Raw genomic sequence first — 15,316 nt, forward strand, 5'->3', positions numbered from 1 at the left:
TTAAGGTTTTAAGAGTTGAGCTTTTTCTTTTTAGTTATTGTTTCATTTGTATTAGTAGCATTTGGTGAGCCTGCTTGGTTTCCACTGCTTGCTCCCATCGCTGCAACGGTAGGCTACGCCCTTTTTTGGAAGGCAATGTTACAAAAGCCCTCTAGGGCCTACCGTTTTTCCCTTGCAACATTTTGGTTTGCATCTATTTTTGCCGTTCATCTTTCATGGATGACGACAACGGCATTCGTGGGCGCCTCCATTTTAATTTTATATTTTATTTTAATTTTTGCTATAGGTGTGCAATTTGGCCTTTTGAGTCTTTTGATACCCTTCAATAAACAACTTTCTCTATCAAGAATTTTGTTTATTTCTGGTGTTTGGGTATTTATGGAGTATTCAAGGTTATTTGTGCTTTCTGGATTTTCGTGGAACCCCGTAGGACTTTCTCTTACAGCTTTTAATTTGTCTTTGCAGCTTGTGTCTGTTGTTGGGATATATGGTCTCTCTTTTTTAGTTATCTGTGCCAATTTACTAGCTTTGAAAGTAATTATAAATAGAGGGACTCTAAAAACAAAAATAGCATGGATTGCTTCGGCAATTTTTCCCTATATTTTTGGTTTTTTTACGCTAGCTTATCATGAAAAAGAGAGTATGCAGAATAAAGAAGGTTTTTTATCGGCTTTATTAGTACAAACGGCGGTTTTACCTAATCAAAAGGCGAGCTTTGACGATGGGGAAAAACAGCTCACTCCTTTAGAGCAGTGGGAGAAAATTCTTTATCTTCTCAGTGAACATAGGGGAAGGGATATCGATCTTATTGTTTTTCCAGAAGGCACTGTTTCTTATCCGTCAGATCTCCTTCTCTATTCATATGATTCTTTATTTTACCATTTTGATCACTATTTTGGTGGTAAATCTGTTGCCCATTTACCTCCTCTTATTGAACCTCTTGCCGTCTGGCAAGAAGATAGGAGGTTTTGGGCGGTTTCCAATCGTTATTGGGCGTGGGCTATTTCAAATGTTTTTTCAGCGGATGTGGTTGTTGGTCTTGAAGCAATTGAAAAGAGAGGGGAGCAGTTTTTAGGCTTTCAATCTGCTTTTTATGTAAAGCCGGGTACGCACATTCATGATCACTATGATAAACAGATACTTGTTCCTATTGGAGAATATATCCCTTTTAGTTGGTGTAAGAAACTTGCATCTCGTTTTGGAATTTACGACTCGTTTACACCGGGGAATTGTATGCAAGTATTTGATGGTAAGGTTGTTACGTCACTATCGATCTGTTATGAAGAGACATATGGTCATCTTATGAGAGAGGGTAAGTTGCAGGGTAGTAAATGTTTTGTGAACATAACAAATGATGGATGGTATCCTGGTTCTAAATTGCCAGAGCAACACTTTTATCATAGTAGACTGCGCTCTGTAGAAAATGGAGTGCCTCTCATTCGTGCTTGTAATACTGGAGTTACCGCGGTAGTAGATAGTGTAGGTAGGGTAATCTGTCAAATTCCACTAGAGCATGAGCTTTCTGCGGGGGGCATTTTAGCAAAAGTACCTCTTTATTCCTATAATACGCTTTATACTTATTGGGGGGATTATTGTATTTTAACTATTTCGCTAGTTTGTGTTTTATCCTTCTTGCTCAAAATAAAAACAAAAGATATGCTCTAGGAGTTTTTTGTTAAGAGTTAAATTTGTATAAGCGAGGTAATTATTATCACGTCTGTTAATCCCCGCGTTCCTACGGCTTATGTTTCCGCTGTGAGTCGGTGTCAAAATACCCTAAAACAGAAGGTGTCTTTTTCTGGAATGGGACTTCACACGGGTAATGAAGTTACAATGACTTTTTGTCCTGAAAAAGAGGGGACTGGTATTGTTTTTGAGAGAGTAGATTTGCCTGGAAATCCGGTGATTCCTGCAACTATTGAGTATGTACAAGAAACTTCTCGTAGCACAACAATTGGAATTGGAAGTGTAAGGGTGCATACCGTAGAACATGTGCTTGCCGCACTTTGCGCTTATGGGGTGGACAACGTGCGCATACAAGTTTCTGCTGCAGAACCACCCGTGGGTGATGGCAGTTCTTTGCCTTTTGTTGAGATGATAGAAAAAAGCGGCGTTCAGCAACAGGCGTTATCTCTTCCTATCGTGCAGTTAAACAAGCCAGTTTATTGGTCTAAGGGGGACATTCATCTTGTTGCTCTACCTTCTCCAGAGTATAGAGTAAGTTATACACTGCACTATCCAAGTTCGGCTGCAATTCGTTGCCAGTATTTTTCTGCTGTTATAGATAAAGATTCTTTTAAAAAGGAAATTGCTCCTTGTCGCACGTTTGCTCTGTATGATGAAGTTGCGCTTTTAATGGATCGTGGTTTAATTAAGGGAGGCAGTTTAGAAAATGCTGTTGTTATTAAAGATGATGTCATTTTTAGTAAAGAGGGTTTAAAATTTCCAGATGAAATGGCAAGACATAAAATTTTAGATATTATTGGGGATTTATCTCTTGTAGGATTTCCCTTTTTGGCTCATATTATTGCTATTCGTTCTGGGCATACTGCAAATACAGCATTTGCAAAAGAAATATTTAATTATATTACAATGGAGAGTCACTAATGGTAGCAAGTGAAGACTATTCTAAATATTCTACTGTTTTAGACATTCAGGATATTATGAAAATTTTGCCACACCGTTACCCTCTCTTGTTGGTTGATAAAATTATAGATATTAACCTTGAAGCGGGCACAATTATCGGGCAAAAAAATGTAACGATGAACGAGTTGTTTTTTCAGGGGCATTTCCCAGAGGCGCCTATTATGCCAGGAATGCTTGTGCTGGAAGCTTTGGCGCAAACAGGCGGAATTTTGATCCATCAAAAGGGATATATCGATAAGATAGCTCTTTTTTTAAATGTAAATCACGCAAAGTTTCGCAATCCCGTACGTCCCGGTGATATTTTATTCTTACATGCGGAAGGATTGCATTTTAGTAACCGAGCAGGGCGTATAAAAGCTGTTGCAAAAGTAAATGGCAAGATTGCTGCGGAAGCAGAGATTGCTTGCGCATTAGTAGACAAAAGTCAAATCTAAAGTTAGAGAATAATTCATGTCAGATAATAATATTCATCCTCTTTCTTTTGTTGAAAAGGGAGCAGTCATTGGTAAAAATGTTGTAATTGAGCCTTTTGCTGTTGTTAAGAAAAATGTTGTTTTAGAAGATCATGTGGTGATTAAATCTCACGCCTATATTGATGGGTTTACTCGCATTGGAGAAGGTACGATTGTGTGGCCCTCTGCAAGTGTAGGGACAAAAACTCAAGATCTTAAATATAAGGGTGAAAAGACTTACGTTGATATTGGTAAACAGTGTGAGATAAGAGAATTTGTTACGATTAATTCATCTACTCAAGAAGGTTCCACTGTAAAAGTAGGAGATCAGTGTTTAATTATGGCTTATTGTCATATTGCGCATAATTGTACGGTTGGTAAAGGTGTCATTATGAGCAATAATGCAACTCTTGCGGGTCATGTAGAAGTTGAAGATTTTGCAATCATTGGAGGGCACACTCCTGTGCACCAATTTTCTCGTATCGGTGCTTATTCCATGGTTGGGGGGATGAGCCGAGTAACGAATGATGTGCCGCCCTATACAATTGGTGGTGGTATACCCTACAAATTAGGTGGGATCAATCTTGTAGGGTTAAAAAGAAGGGCTTTCCCTTATGAAACTCGTAAATTACTTAGCCAAGCGTTTAAATGGATGTATCGCTCTGGATTACATATTGAGGATGCGCTGCGTAAAGTAGAAGAAGAGCTTCCTAAAACACCTGAAATTCTTCATTGGCTTGCATTTTGTAGAGCTTCTCAAAGAGGTTTGATTTGTCAGCAAGGCATTGTCAATGCATCTCAAGATTCAGCTTTTAGCGACAGCGATACTCTTGAAGAATGAAGATTGTTTTTTTTGGCACACCTCTATTTGCTGCTAAAATCTTAGAATATCTTGTAGATAAGAGTATTAATATTGTTGCAGTAGTTACAAGACCTGACAAGCCAAAGGGTAGAGGTCTTTTACTTGTACCACCCCCTGTCAAAGAAGTGGCGACCAAACTTTTACCTTCCATACCTATTTATCAGCCAATAAAAGCTTCTGACCCTGATTTTGCACAGCAATTAAAGATTCATCAAGCAGATTTTTTTATTGTTGCAGCTTTCGGGCAAATTTTAAGGCAAAATATTTTGGATATTCCTCTAAAAGGATGTGTTAATGTACATGCAAGTTTGCTTCCAAAGTATAGAGGAGCTGCTCCCATTCAAAAAGCGATTATTGAGGGAGAAGAAGAAAGCGGAGTCACGATCATGAAAATGTCTCTTGGAATGGATGAGGGTGATATTTTACATCAAGTTAGGGTTTCAATTCCTTTTGATATGGATGCAGGGGCTCTTCAAGATGTTCTTTGCGAAGTTGGATGCCATGCATTATTAGACACGCTGCAAGCTTTTAAAGAAGGGCATGTGTCAGCATTGCCGCAAGAACATTCAGCTGCAACCTACGCTCCGAAAATAGAACTTGTAGATTGTGAAATTGATTTTAGCAAAGAGGCAATAGATTTACATAACCTTATTAGAGGATGCACACCTGTTCCTGGTAGCTGGGTAAAGATTTTTGTTAAAGGGCAAGCAAAGAAGTTAAAGGTAATAAGGGCAAAGCCTTTAGTTTGTTCCTTTAAAGAAATCCCAGGTAGTATTCTTCAATTTGGAAAAAAAGGATGGATTGTAGCTTGCGGGAAAAGCGCATTGCAACTCATTGATATTCAGCTAGAAGGAAAAAAAGCGATGTCGGCGGAGGATTTTGCAAATGGATATAGTATACAGGACATATCCTTTTTCTAAACATTTTGCTGATAAACACTTTACTAAAATTTTATAATTGTGTAATAATTCTAAGTCGACGAACTAAGGATTTTCGAAACAAGTAATGTTTTGGATTACTAGAGTATTAAAAATATAGTTTTTGGAGAGGTATTATGACAGCAGCAGCAACAGCAGTAACGACAGAGCCTACATTTGGTTCACGCGTGGCAGGTGCATGGGAACAGAGAAGAACCCTAGATAAAGGTTTAAAATTTACGATAAATTTCAGTAAACTAGCAGAATTTGTTTCCCAGCAGTGGCGAAAAGAGTGGTTGTTCTCAGAAGAAGTGAGAGGACAAGCAGGTACATTTAATGCTTGTGCACAAACATGTACAGGGTTTCGTAAGGCGCTGAAACTGGGTGATATGGTTGATAATTTTCGCTCTCCAAAGGGTAAAGGTGTTGAAAAGGCACTGGATATTACTCAAAAGCCTTTCTTTATAATATCCGATGCTACTGATATTGTTACTTATATTGCACAAGCATCGGATTATAGTTTTCCTACAGTTTCAGTAGATCTTCCGGGTTATGGAAAAACTGATGTAGATGTTAACGAAGCACTTGGTTATGTGGGCGGAGTTACTGCTGCATGTGGCCTTACAACAGGTGTTGTTGCGTCTTCTTACAAGTTGCATCAATTGAAGGGTATGTTGGCTGATGCGGAACAAAGACTTGTACTGGCTAATGAAGCAATTAATCAGCATGCTCAGAGTTCTTTTGATGCAAATTGGACTGCTTCGAGCCCAGCTGAAAGAGCTGCATTCAAAGTAGCTACGCGTGATATTGCTCTTGCAAAAGAGGCAAGAACTAATCACATCATGGCCGTTGTAGAAAAAGTTTTGGACGTTGCTGCAATTGTATTTGGTTTCTTGGGCTGTTTTGTAGCTCCAGTTATTTTTGTTCCTGTAATGGCTAGTTTAGCTCTTATTTCTTCTGGTATAGCTCTTGCTAGGATTTGGTTGGCAACAAATGCAGTTCCGCAGCCAACTAATCAGGAAATTCTAGAAATAGTCGCATAAAGCTTTTCCAGTCTTTTTACAAAAATATAAAGTGATTAAGGGCAGCATATTGGCTGCCCTTTTTATTGTATGAGGTTATTTATGACATTTGCAATTGTTCAACCGGCATTTATGGACCGAGTTGCTATGATTTCTTCCAAAACTTCAGGAGTAAAGCATGGATCAAAGTTTATAGCAAATACTTTAGAGCTTATATCTTATGAGCTGGTTTTTTGTTCTTGCTTGGGGCTCTCTAGTAAAGTTGTTGCATCTACAGCATCTCTGTTTAAAAGTGCATATACAAGCGTTACTATTTTTGGCGCCTTTTCAGCTCTTGCAAGCCCTATAGGGATAAACGATAAACAAAAAAAGATGAACTTAGTAGAAAATGTTTGTTATGGTATTAGTGATTTATCTACTCCTATTATTTATTTTGCAGATAGTGGGCACTACGAACTTAATAATAAAACACGAGCAGCCATTGGCGTCATCGCAGATATACTATCTCTTGTAGGTGTGTTTGTAACACTTTTTTCTGCTCATTATGGTAATACGGTTGTTGCAGAAAAAATAGCTCAAAAAGATCTTCGTTTACTTGCTTTACAAGGAAATAACCTTGCAATTGGGGAACAAAATGAGAGAACTCGTCTTATTTATGAAAAAGATGCGTTGAACGAGTTGAATTTTAAAAACAATCTTACAATCATTGAAAAAGTAATTGATATAGCAGCCATTGTATTTGGTTTTATTTCTTGTTTTGTTGTACAACTCTTGCCCGTTGTGGCTCTCCTTTTGGTGGTTTCTGCAGGAATTGCTCTATATAAAATGTGGAGAGAGACTTGTATAATACAGCACCCAGAAATATTGCCAGAGCCACTTTTGCCCCCAATTCCACCTCCAGTCGTAGAACTTGATTTAACAGACCTTGGTAATGCAACACAAGCTCATTTACCAGCATTAATTGCGAAGAGAGAGCTTTTACACGATAGGATTGCTAATGATAGAAAGAGTTTAGGGGAGATGACAAATCCAACTGCTAAAAAATTTCTAGAGGGCAAAATCGCACAAGATCAAACTCTTTGTAATGAGATAAAAGCGGCGATTACGAGGCTTGGAGGAGCATTACCTTAGTTTCGAGTTTAAATTACTCATGTTACGCAAAGTTAGGAGATAGTCGTTCATATATGGTATTGGCAATTAATCAACCTTTTTTTATAGATAGAGTATCTACCTTAATGGAGCGTACAAGTGGTCAAAGTGCCAGCTTAAAGTTTGTAGCAAATACAATGGAGCTTGCATCTTCCGTGCTTGCCTGTAGCGTGGAAACTATGAATGCAAGCAACACGTGTGAGCGACTTGCGTCTACATTTAGAGCTATGCGTTTACCACTTAGTCTTGCAGAGCGTATAAAGTGCTTTTTTCTTTCTAGCTCCGTTGATTCGGTAAAAAAATATGTAGGTTATTTGGAGAGCGCTTTTTATGCGGGAAGAGATCTGCTCTTACCTGTTAATTTTATTGCGGGTAAAGCCGATTATGAACTTAGCGATGATCACAAAAAGCATCTTGGAAGAATTGGAGAAGTACTTTATCTGGCAGGCCTTACAACATCTATTGTCCTCAGAGTATATGACTACGTTAAAGTAAAAGATCATCTGCTTGTAAATCAAGTAAGAATCCATGAGCTTTCTGCAGTTCAAAATCCAGTTTCTGGGCAGAAAAACGAGTTAGTAAGTTTAAAATATGAGTGTAGCGAGCTTGAAGAAATAAAATTTAGGCATATTTTAAGTATTATTGAAAGGGTTGCAGATATTGTAGCGCTTGTCTTTGGCTTTGCTGCCTGTTTTGCAGCACCTGTTTTGTTTGTTTCAGCAATGGCCTTATTTAGCGTGGTTTCAGCAGGTATAGCTCTTTATAAGCTATGGAGGGATATATCTGTAAAAGAAGCTCCTCCCCAAAAACTTAATATCCGAGAAGAGCAGAATAAGTTCAGCGCGGATATTGCCCTTTTGCAGCAAGAAGTTATGACAAAAAATCAAGAGCATGCAAAGGTCGTAGCTGATCTTCAAGGAATAGAAAGCGCGCTTTCACAATTCACAGAAGCAGAAAATTGTCGATTACTTTTGCAAACGTTGGGGGAATGTCACAATTCGACTGTAGTAGCCATTAAGGGGGCAAAAGATGCTTTAGATTTTGCAGATCTCAATAAAAAGGTAATTGAAATACAACGCTCAGTAGGTAGGGGTAGAGCAAGAACTTTAAAATCAGCAGAAAAGCGTTTTAATACTGCCACAGCCATTTATCGGGAAAAAGCTACTTTATTTGCTAATACGAGTCTTGCATATGAGGCACAAAAAACAGAGTATTTAGAGCGTCTTGAAGGCATAAGGGATTTAGATGAGGATCAGCTTAAGTTGGATAGGAATCGCTTAAAAGTATTGGTAGACCAATTTGGAATAACAATTGCAGAAAAACAAGTCTTACTTGCCAAAAGCCAAGCTGCTTTTGCAATCAATGCAGGGTATCTAGCGTCAGCTTAATTTTCAACTATCTGTTAATCAATAACTTGAATAGTTAAAACACGGAGGCTTATAATTTATCATAGTATGATGTGGGTGAATTGGACCTGTTCTTGAATTTGTTTGTGTATATATTTAAAGAGGCCTGTTATGTCAGAAAAGCAGTTAGGGTTTAGGGATTGGTATTTTGTTGCATTTATTGGCTCTATTCTTCTGGTAGTTTTTGGACTTTCATTTCACTCTAGTTATGGATCAGACTATACTTTAGAAGAAGAAATTCATGAGCTTAAGCCTAAAAAAATTATAGAGATTACGGTGAAAGGCGCAGTCAAATTCCCAGGTGTTTATAAAGTGCAAGAAGGTGTCTTGTTGCAAGAGGTTTTGGAAAACGCGAAACTTTTAGAGGCAGCAGACATAAGAAGGCTAAAACTTTCTTCTGCTATCAAAAAGAATAAAACGGTTGTTGTGCCATTTTCAGTGGTGTTTCTTTAATTGTTTAGGTGTCATGCGAAATTTTGGTTGAGAAAAAATCACGCTATTTGGTAGTCTCTTGTTTTTCCGCTTTTTGAGGGGGCTTTTGCAATTCAAAAGCGCGCTGTTCGCAAGCATAAATATCATCTCTAATCTAGATGAATATGAGTGAATTAACAGCATCGCAATAGAACCTTCAGATAATGCTAGACAAAAAATCTTAAAAGAAGCATAACTTTCGCTGAAGATTAAGGAAAGTAGCTTGCTTAAGGAATTTAAAATCTGGCGCTAAGCAAAAAAAAATAGAAAATTTCCAATGCAAAGGTAGACCTATGACGCTTAAGTTGATGGGAAGAAAGCGTGGCATGATTCAGCAGTTTGATGTGAGTGGCAACATTGTTGTTTGCACAGTTATCCAGGCCGAACCAAATGTGATTACGCAAATCAAGACAGAAGAAAATGATGGCTATCAGGCTGTTCAGATGGGTTTTGAAAAAGTTGTGGCTAAAGATCCTCGTAGACAACTTGAAAGGGTTTCTAAGCCGCTTCGCGGTCATTTTGCTAAGGGCGGGGTTGAGCCAAGACGTCATCTTGAAGAGACAAGAGTTAAGGATTCATCCGTGCATCAAGTTGGTCAAGAGTTTGGAGTGGATCTGTTTGAAGACATTACCTACGTTGATGTACAGTCAGTCTCTAAGGGAAAAGGCTATCAAGGTGTTATGAAGCTTCATGGCTTTGGTGGTGGACCTGCAGCTCATGGTTCTGGTTTTCATAGACATGCTGGATCAACTGGAATGAGAAGTACTCCAGGCCGTTGTTTGCCAGGTGGAAAGCGTGCAAGTCGCATGGGTGGCGATGTGACGACTGTTGAGAATTTAAAAGTAGTTATGATCGATAAAGAAAAAAATCTCTTGTTAGTAAAAGGTTCAGTGCCTGGTGCATGTGGAGCTCTTGTGACTGTTAGCTCTGCAACTAAAAAAAGCAGTTCTAAAAAGAAATAAGTTTGGCTTAAGGTTTCTGAGGAGTTAAGTGGTGACTAGTCTGAAAAAATATGATTTGAGCGGAAAGCAATTAGGTGAAGTGGCAGTTGATAAAGCATTTATGGATGTTGCTGCTAATAGCCAAATGATTAAAGATTACATAGTTGCCCTGCGAGCAAACGCTAGGCAATGGTCTGCAAATACGAAGGGACGTTCTGAGGTAAATCATTCGACGCAAAAGCCTCACCGTCAAAAAGGGCTTGGAAGATCTCGTCAAGGATCTCTTGCAGCCCCGCAGTATAAAGGTGGTGGTCGTGTTTTTGGGCCAAAACCAAAGTTTGATCAACATGTAAAAATTAATAAAAAAGAAAGACGTCTTGCGATGCGTTATCTTCTCGCTGAAAAAATACAAGGTGATAGAGTGCATGTCTTAAAGTCTACCGAGCTTGCAGCTCCAAAGACAAAGACCGTACATGACTTTTTAGAAGCGTTAAAGATTAAGGGCAGAAGAGTACTTTTTCTCGGTGAAGGTGCTTACGAGACTATTGAGACTGAAGGGAAAGTTAATAAAGTGAGCGTTTATAGCGATAGACATGCTCATTTTGTAAAAAGCGTACGCAATTTGCCAAAAGTAGAGTTTGCTTTAGTGCCTAATGCGAATGGATATGATCTTATGTTAGCTCATGACATTATCATAACAGAAGAGGCTTGGAAAGAGCTGCATTCGTGGATTAACTAAAGGTGGATGAAGAGGCGGTAATATTATGAAAAATCCATTTAGTATTGTAAAAGAGCGCTATATTACAGAAAAATCGACTGTTTTAGAGAGCCTACATACAGCTACAAGCAATCCATCGTTAGCACGATGTGAAAATCCAAAATATGTATTTATTGTGGATACCAAAGCTAACAAGCATGAGATTGCACTTGCTGTAGAAGAGATTTATCGAGAGCAAAAGGTGAGAGTTAAAGCTGTTAACACGATTTATGTAAAGCCTAAAGCCAAAAACAGAAGAAGAGGGCGTCCTGGAAAAACAATTGCTTTCAAAAAAGCGATTGTTACCCTTGAGCCTGGCGATCTTATAGAGATTGTTTAATGAGAATAAAGTGAGTTGATTATGCTGAAAAAATTTCGACCAATCACACCGGGACTGCGTCAACTTCTTTTGCCAACACTGGATCAGTTGACAAAAGTAAGTGAGAAGAGCCGTGCAACAGTAAAGCCGAACAAAGCACTGCTTAGAGTGAAAAAACGCACAGGTGGGCGCAACAACCATGGGCACATTACCTGTCGCCATATTGGTGGTGGTCATAAAAAGAGACTTAGAGTCATTGATTTTAAGAGGGACAAAGAAAATATTCCAGCTGTTGTCTACTCTGTTGAATATGATCCTAATCGTACTGCTCATATCGCTCTATTGCATTATGCAGATGGAGAGAAAAGATACATTATTGCGCCGCAAGGCTTGAAGAAGGGTAGCATAGTACAAACTAGTGATGAACCACCATTTAATGTTGGTTGTTGTATGAAGATGAAGTTTATGCCGCTTGGTTCTGTAATTCATAATATTGAAATGCTTCCTGGCCGTGGTGGCAAGCTTGTTAGATCAGCTGGGTTATCCGCACAGCTAATGGCAAGAAGTGGTGGAAATGTGACTTTAAGGATGCCATCTGGCGAGATGCGTATGATTAATGAAAATTGTAGAGCATCCTTTGGCGTGATTTCTAACCCAGAGCATAACTTACGTGTTGAGTCGAAAGCTGGACGTATGCGTTGGAAGGGTGTAAGACCTACTGTTCGTGGTACTGCTATGAACCCTGTTGACCACCCACACGGTGGTGGTGAGGGTAAACATAATGGTTATATTCCACAGACGCCATGGGCGATGCAGACGAAAGGATTTCGTACACGTACTAAGAGTAAGTCTAATAAGATGATTGTGAAAGACCGCAGGAAATAATAAGGATAAGTATGCCTAGATCACTTAAGAAGGGTCCATTTGTTGCCCACCATCTTTTACGAAAAGTTTCAACACAAAATCAAGTTGGAACAAAGAAGCCGATTAAGACCTGGTCAAGGGGTTCTATGATTATTCCTGATATGGTAGGTCATACGTTTGAAGTGCACAATGGTCGTAAATTTATAACGGTTTTTGTGTCAGAGAATATGGTAGGTCATAAGTTAGGAGAATTTGCTCCAACGCGTGTCTTTAAAGGTCACCCCTTGAAGAAACAATAAGGAAAGCAGAATGGAAAACGCTAAAGCTGTAACAAAATATGTGCGAATTAGTCCGCGTAAAGCGAGACTTGCTGCAGGGTTAATCAGGGGACTTCCTGTAAATGTTGCCTCGACTCAATTGCTTTACAGTAAATTGAGAGGTGGGCGCCTATTAAAGAAAACGTTGGATAGCGCGGTAGCTAATGCTGAAGCTTTGTTGGATGCTTCCCGCGATCATCTCAGGGTTCTTGAGGTTCGTATTGATTGTGGACCAACACTTAAAAGAGCAAAACCAAAAAATCGCGGTGGACGTCACGCGATTTTGAAAAGATCAAGCCATTTCACTGTAGTAGTCGGGATTTAAAGGAGTAGAATATGGGTCAAAAGGTTTGTCCAATTGGGTTTCGTCTCGTTACTAATAGAAAGTGGAGATCCATTTGGTTTGCAAATAAACAAGAGTTTGGATCTCTTCTTATTGAAGATCAGGAAATTCGTCGTTTTTTAATGAAGAAACCATCGTTTGTGGGTACTTCACGGCTTACAATTCGCCGTATGAGTGAAAAGATAGAAGTGACTATCCATACAGCAAGACCAGGGCTTGTAATTGGCAAGAAGGGTGCTGAAATAGACGTTTTAAAAGCAGATTTAAAAAAACTGCTTGGTAAGGAAGTCTGGATTGAGGTTGATGAAATTAAAAGACCTGATTTAGAAGCAAAACTTGTTGCTGAAAACATCGCAAGACAACTTGAGAAAAGGCTTCCTTTTAGAAGAGTTCTTAAGAAAGCAATGCAAGCAACTATGGATGCTGGTGCTGCTGGAATAAAGATTCTTATTTCTGGGCGTATTGGTGGTGCTGAAATTGCAAGAGATGAAGGTTATAAAGAGGGAAAAATTCCTCTTCACACTTTACGTGCAGATATTGATTATGCTACAGCGCGTGCTGAGACAACCTATGGTACGATCGGTGTCAAGGTTTGGATCAATAAAGGTGAAGAAGAAGTTGCTGCTGTGGTAGGAGGTTAGTCATGGCATTAATGCCAAAGCGAACAAAATTTCGTAAGCAACAAAAAGGTCAGATGAGCGGTATGAGCAAGGGGGGCACCTTTGTTGATTTCGGTGAGTTTGGCATGCAGGTTCTTGAGAGGGGACGTATTAGCAATAAGCAAATTGAAGCTTGTCGTATTGCAATTAATCGTCACTTTAATAGACGTGGAAAAGTTTGGATTCGTATTTTTCCAGACAAGCCTATAACAAAGAAGCCTGCAGAAGTACGTATGGGTAAGGGTAAAGGCGCTGTTGACCATTGGGTTGCGGTTGTTAGACCTGGGCGTGTTCTTTTTGAAGTAGCTAATGTACCAAGAGAGCTTGCGCAGGATGCTTTAAAAAGAGCTGCCGCAAAGCTTGGTATTAAGACAAGGTTTGTTGAAAGAGTAGAAAGAGTTTGAGGGTATAGTGAACAAGACAGAAGACCTAAGAAACCAAAATGTGGGAGAGTTAAAAGCTCTACATAGAGATGAAAACAGAAATCTATTTGATCTTGTTAATATGGTAAGATCGACGAAAAAGTCTGAAAAACCTCATCTTATTGGCGCAAAGAAGAAAGAGATAGCTCGCATCCTTACTGTGTTGCGAGAAAAAGAACTTACACAGGTAGGATAAAAAAGCAATGACGTCAACTATGCGTGAAGTAAACCGAAAGGTTAAAAAAGGAACTGTTGTTTCTAACAAGATGCAAAAAACAGTGACAGTGCGAGTAGATCGTATATGCACAGATCCAAATTATGGAAAAGTCGTGACTCGCAGTAAGAAGTATTATGCACATGATGAGTCTGGACAATTACAAATTGGTGATGAAGTGACCATTATGGAGACAAGACCTTTGTCAAAGCTAAAGCATTGGCGAGTTATATAAGAGGTAGATGTAGAACATGATTCAACAAGAAACAAAGCTTAAAGTTGCTGATAATACTGGAGCTAAGCGAGTTAAGTGTTTTAAGGTCATTGGTGGCTCTAAAAGGCGATATGCTTCGGTTGGTGATGTGATTATTTGCTCGGTAAGAGATGCAGAGCCAGAGTCAAGTGCTAAACAGGGTGATGTTGTCAAAGCTGTTGTAGTACGTACTAAGAGCTATATTAGACGTAAAGATGGATCAAAGTTGCGATTTGATACAAATAGTTGTGTGTTAATAGACGATAAAGGCAATCCGCGTGGTACTCGTATATTTGGCCCTGTAGCCAGAGAAGTGCGTGATCGTGGCTATGTTAAGATTAGTTCATTAGCGCCAGAAGTGATTTAAGTGTGGGTAGATGCATGAAAAAGGTGAGGCAATGAGCAAACATATACGACAAGGCGATAAGGTAATCGCTATTGCAGGAAATCACAAAGGTAGAGTTGGCAAAGTGATTTCTAGACAGGGAGAAAGGGTTGTTGTTGAAGGGCTTAATGTGCGTAAAAAACATGCTAAGCGTACACAACAAGCTGCAGGAAGTATCATTGAGAAAGAGATGCCTCTTCATATATCGAATCTTAAGGTAGTTTCAGATGATGGCAAGCCAGTAAAATTAAGAGTAAGGTTTAATGCCGAAAATGAAAAAGAGTTGTATTACACAAATGGTAAGCAACATGTTCATTATCGCCAAGTAAAAACATCTAAGTAAAGTGATGATGGGAATGTCTAGGTTAAGGAAAAAATACAGAGAAGAAATTATCCAGGTAATGAAGGATAAGTTTGGCTATAAAAATGCTATGTTAGTTCCAGCCTTGAAAAAGGTTGTTATTAGCATGGGGCTTGCAGAAGCATCTAAAGATAGAAATTCAATACAGGATTGTGTAAACGAGCTTACTCTTATATCTGGACAAAAACCAATATTGACTAAGGCACGCACATCTATTTCCAATTTTAAGCTTCGTGAGGGCCAAACAATTGGTGCAAAAGTTACTCTTCGTGGCAAACGAATGTTTGACTTTTTAGATCGTTTCTTTAATATTGTTACTCCACGCATTCGTGACTTTAGAGGGTTTGAGTCAAAGTGCGATGGAAGAGGAAACTATTCACTAGGCCTTGAAGATCAACAGATTTTTCCAGAGTTGAATTTAGATATGGTTAAAAGAACACAGGGAATGAATGTTACTTTTGTTACAAGTGCAGCAACAGATGATGAATGCGTTCAGTTGTTGAGCTTGTTAGGACTGCCTTTTAGTCAACCCCTTAATAGTGTCACTAAATAAAAG

General features: G+C 38.9%; 22 protein-coding genes. All 22 read left to right on the top strand.

Annotation, left to right across the window (positions count from 1 at the left end; translation table 11 throughout):
* Positions 1-15 precede the first annotated feature (15 nt).
* The 22 genes from lnt (at position 16) to rplE (ending at position 15,313) form a co-directional block, all read left to right on the top strand.
* Positions 16-1,665 (top strand): apolipoprotein N-acyltransferase, encoded by a 1,650-nt coding sequence (gene lnt, locus P4L16_02695; protein MDR3624032.1) that lies wholly within the window; start codon positions 16-18, stop codon positions 1,663-1,665.
* A 90-nt stretch (positions 1,666-1,755) separates the two neighbouring features.
* Positions 1,756-2,607, top strand: coding sequence for a UDP-3-O-acyl-N-acetylglucosamine deacetylase (lpxC, locus tag P4L16_02700; GenBank protein ID MDR3624033.1), 852 nt, complete (start codon positions 1,756-1,758; stop codon positions 2,605-2,607).
* Positions 2,607-3,080 carry a 3-hydroxyacyl-ACP dehydratase FabZ gene (gene fabZ / locus P4L16_02705; protein MDR3624034.1) on the top strand — a complete coding sequence of 158 codons (474 nt, stop codon included), beginning with the start codon at positions 2,607-2,609 and terminating at the stop codon, positions 3,078-3,080. The genes lpxC and fabZ overlap by 1 nt, the downstream gene beginning before the upstream one ends.
* Before the next feature lie 16 nt (positions 3,081-3,096).
* Positions 3,097-3,939, top strand: a complete 843-nt coding sequence (gene lpxA, locus P4L16_02710) for an acyl-ACP--UDP-N-acetylglucosamine O-acyltransferase (GenBank protein ID MDR3624035.1) — start codon at positions 3,097-3,099, stop codon at positions 3,937-3,939.
* Positions 3,936-4,880 carry a methionyl-tRNA formyltransferase gene (gene fmt / locus P4L16_02715; protein ID MDR3624036.1) on the top strand — a complete coding sequence of 315 codons (945 nt, stop codon included), beginning with the start codon at positions 3,936-3,938 and terminating at the stop codon, positions 4,878-4,880. The genes lpxA and fmt overlap by 4 nt, the downstream gene beginning before the upstream one ends.
* A gap of 134 nt (positions 4,881-5,014) precedes the next feature.
* Positions 5,015-5,920, top strand: coding sequence for a hypothetical protein (locus P4L16_02720; GenBank protein ID MDR3624037.1), 906 nt, complete (start codon positions 5,015-5,017; stop codon positions 5,918-5,920).
* An 81-nt stretch (positions 5,921-6,001) separates the two neighbouring features.
* Positions 6,002-7,030: a hypothetical protein gene (locus P4L16_02725; GenBank protein MDR3624038.1), complete on the top strand. Its 1,029-nt coding sequence runs from the start codon at positions 6,002-6,004 to the stop codon at positions 7,028-7,030.
* Positions 7,031-7,083: 53 nt separating this feature from the next.
* The gene (locus P4L16_02730; protein MDR3624039.1) at positions 7,084-8,436 is read left to right on the top strand and encodes a hypothetical protein; all 1,353 of its coding nucleotides are present in this window, start codon (positions 7,084-7,086) and stop codon (positions 8,434-8,436) included.
* 129 nt (positions 8,437-8,565) lie between these two features.
* Positions 8,566-8,907: a hypothetical protein gene (locus tag P4L16_02735; GenBank protein MDR3624040.1), complete on the top strand. Its 342-nt coding sequence runs from the start codon at positions 8,566-8,568 to the stop codon at positions 8,905-8,907.
* A 311-nt stretch (positions 8,908-9,218) separates the two neighbouring features.
* Positions 9,219-9,887 (top strand): 50S ribosomal protein L3, encoded by a 669-nt coding sequence (gene rplC / locus P4L16_02740; protein ID MDR3624041.1) that lies wholly within the window; start codon positions 9,219-9,221, stop codon positions 9,885-9,887.
* Between the two features lie 31 nt (positions 9,888-9,918).
* On the top strand, positions 9,919-10,605 hold the full coding sequence (gene rplD / locus P4L16_02745) for a 50S ribosomal protein L4 (protein MDR3624042.1): 687 nt from the start codon (positions 9,919-9,921) through the stop codon (positions 10,603-10,605).
* Between the two features lie 25 nt (positions 10,606-10,630).
* Positions 10,631-10,963: a 50S ribosomal protein L23 gene (gene rplW, locus P4L16_02750; protein ID MDR3624043.1), complete on the top strand. Its 333-nt coding sequence runs from the start codon at positions 10,631-10,633 to the stop codon at positions 10,961-10,963.
* A gap of 21 nt (positions 10,964-10,984) precedes the next feature.
* Positions 10,985-11,827: a 50S ribosomal protein L2 gene (gene rplB, locus P4L16_02755; GenBank protein MDR3624044.1), complete on the top strand. Its 843-nt coding sequence runs from the start codon at positions 10,985-10,987 to the stop codon at positions 11,825-11,827.
* An 11-nt stretch (positions 11,828-11,838) separates the two neighbouring features.
* Positions 11,839-12,105, top strand: coding sequence for a 30S ribosomal protein S19 (gene rpsS, locus P4L16_02760; protein ID MDR3624045.1), 267 nt, complete (start codon positions 11,839-11,841; stop codon positions 12,103-12,105).
* A gap of 10 nt (positions 12,106-12,115) precedes the next feature.
* Positions 12,116-12,448 (top strand): 50S ribosomal protein L22, encoded by a 333-nt coding sequence (gene rplV, locus P4L16_02765; GenBank protein ID MDR3624046.1) that lies wholly within the window; start codon positions 12,116-12,118, stop codon positions 12,446-12,448.
* An 11-nt stretch (positions 12,449-12,459) separates the two neighbouring features.
* Positions 12,460-13,107, top strand: a complete 648-nt coding sequence (rpsC, locus tag P4L16_02770) for a 30S ribosomal protein S3 (protein MDR3624047.1) — start codon at positions 12,460-12,462, stop codon at positions 13,105-13,107.
* A 2-nt stretch (positions 13,108-13,109) separates the two neighbouring features.
* Positions 13,110-13,529: a 50S ribosomal protein L16 gene (gene rplP / locus P4L16_02775; GenBank protein ID MDR3624048.1), complete on the top strand. Its 420-nt coding sequence runs from the start codon at positions 13,110-13,112 to the stop codon at positions 13,527-13,529.
* Positions 13,530-13,536: 7 nt separating this feature from the next.
* On the top strand, positions 13,537-13,743 hold the full coding sequence (gene rpmC, locus P4L16_02780; protein MDR3624049.1) for a 50S ribosomal protein L29: 207 nt from the start codon (positions 13,537-13,539) through the stop codon (positions 13,741-13,743).
* A gap of 7 nt (positions 13,744-13,750) precedes the next feature.
* Positions 13,751-13,996, top strand: a complete 246-nt coding sequence (gene rpsQ, locus P4L16_02785) for a 30S ribosomal protein S17 (protein ID MDR3624050.1) — start codon at positions 13,751-13,753, stop codon at positions 13,994-13,996.
* Between the two features lie 16 nt (positions 13,997-14,012).
* Positions 14,013-14,381 carry a 50S ribosomal protein L14 gene (gene rplN / locus P4L16_02790; protein ID MDR3624051.1) on the top strand — a complete coding sequence of 123 codons (369 nt, stop codon included), beginning with the start codon at positions 14,013-14,015 and terminating at the stop codon, positions 14,379-14,381.
* 31 nt (positions 14,382-14,412) lie between these two features.
* Positions 14,413-14,742 carry a 50S ribosomal protein L24 gene (rplX, locus tag P4L16_02795; GenBank protein MDR3624052.1) on the top strand — a complete coding sequence of 110 codons (330 nt, stop codon included), beginning with the start codon at positions 14,413-14,415 and terminating at the stop codon, positions 14,740-14,742.
* Between the two features lie 13 nt (positions 14,743-14,755).
* Positions 14,756-15,313, top strand: a complete 558-nt coding sequence (rplE, locus tag P4L16_02800; GenBank protein ID MDR3624053.1) for a 50S ribosomal protein L5 — start codon at positions 14,756-14,758, stop codon at positions 15,311-15,313.
* The last annotated feature ends 3 nt before the right edge of the window (positions 15,314-15,316 follow it).

Source organism: Chlamydiales bacterium, from assembly GCA_031292375.1.
In the GTDB taxonomy this organism is placed as follows: Bacteria; Chlamydiota; Chlamydiia; order Chlamydiales; family VFKH01; genus JARLHF01.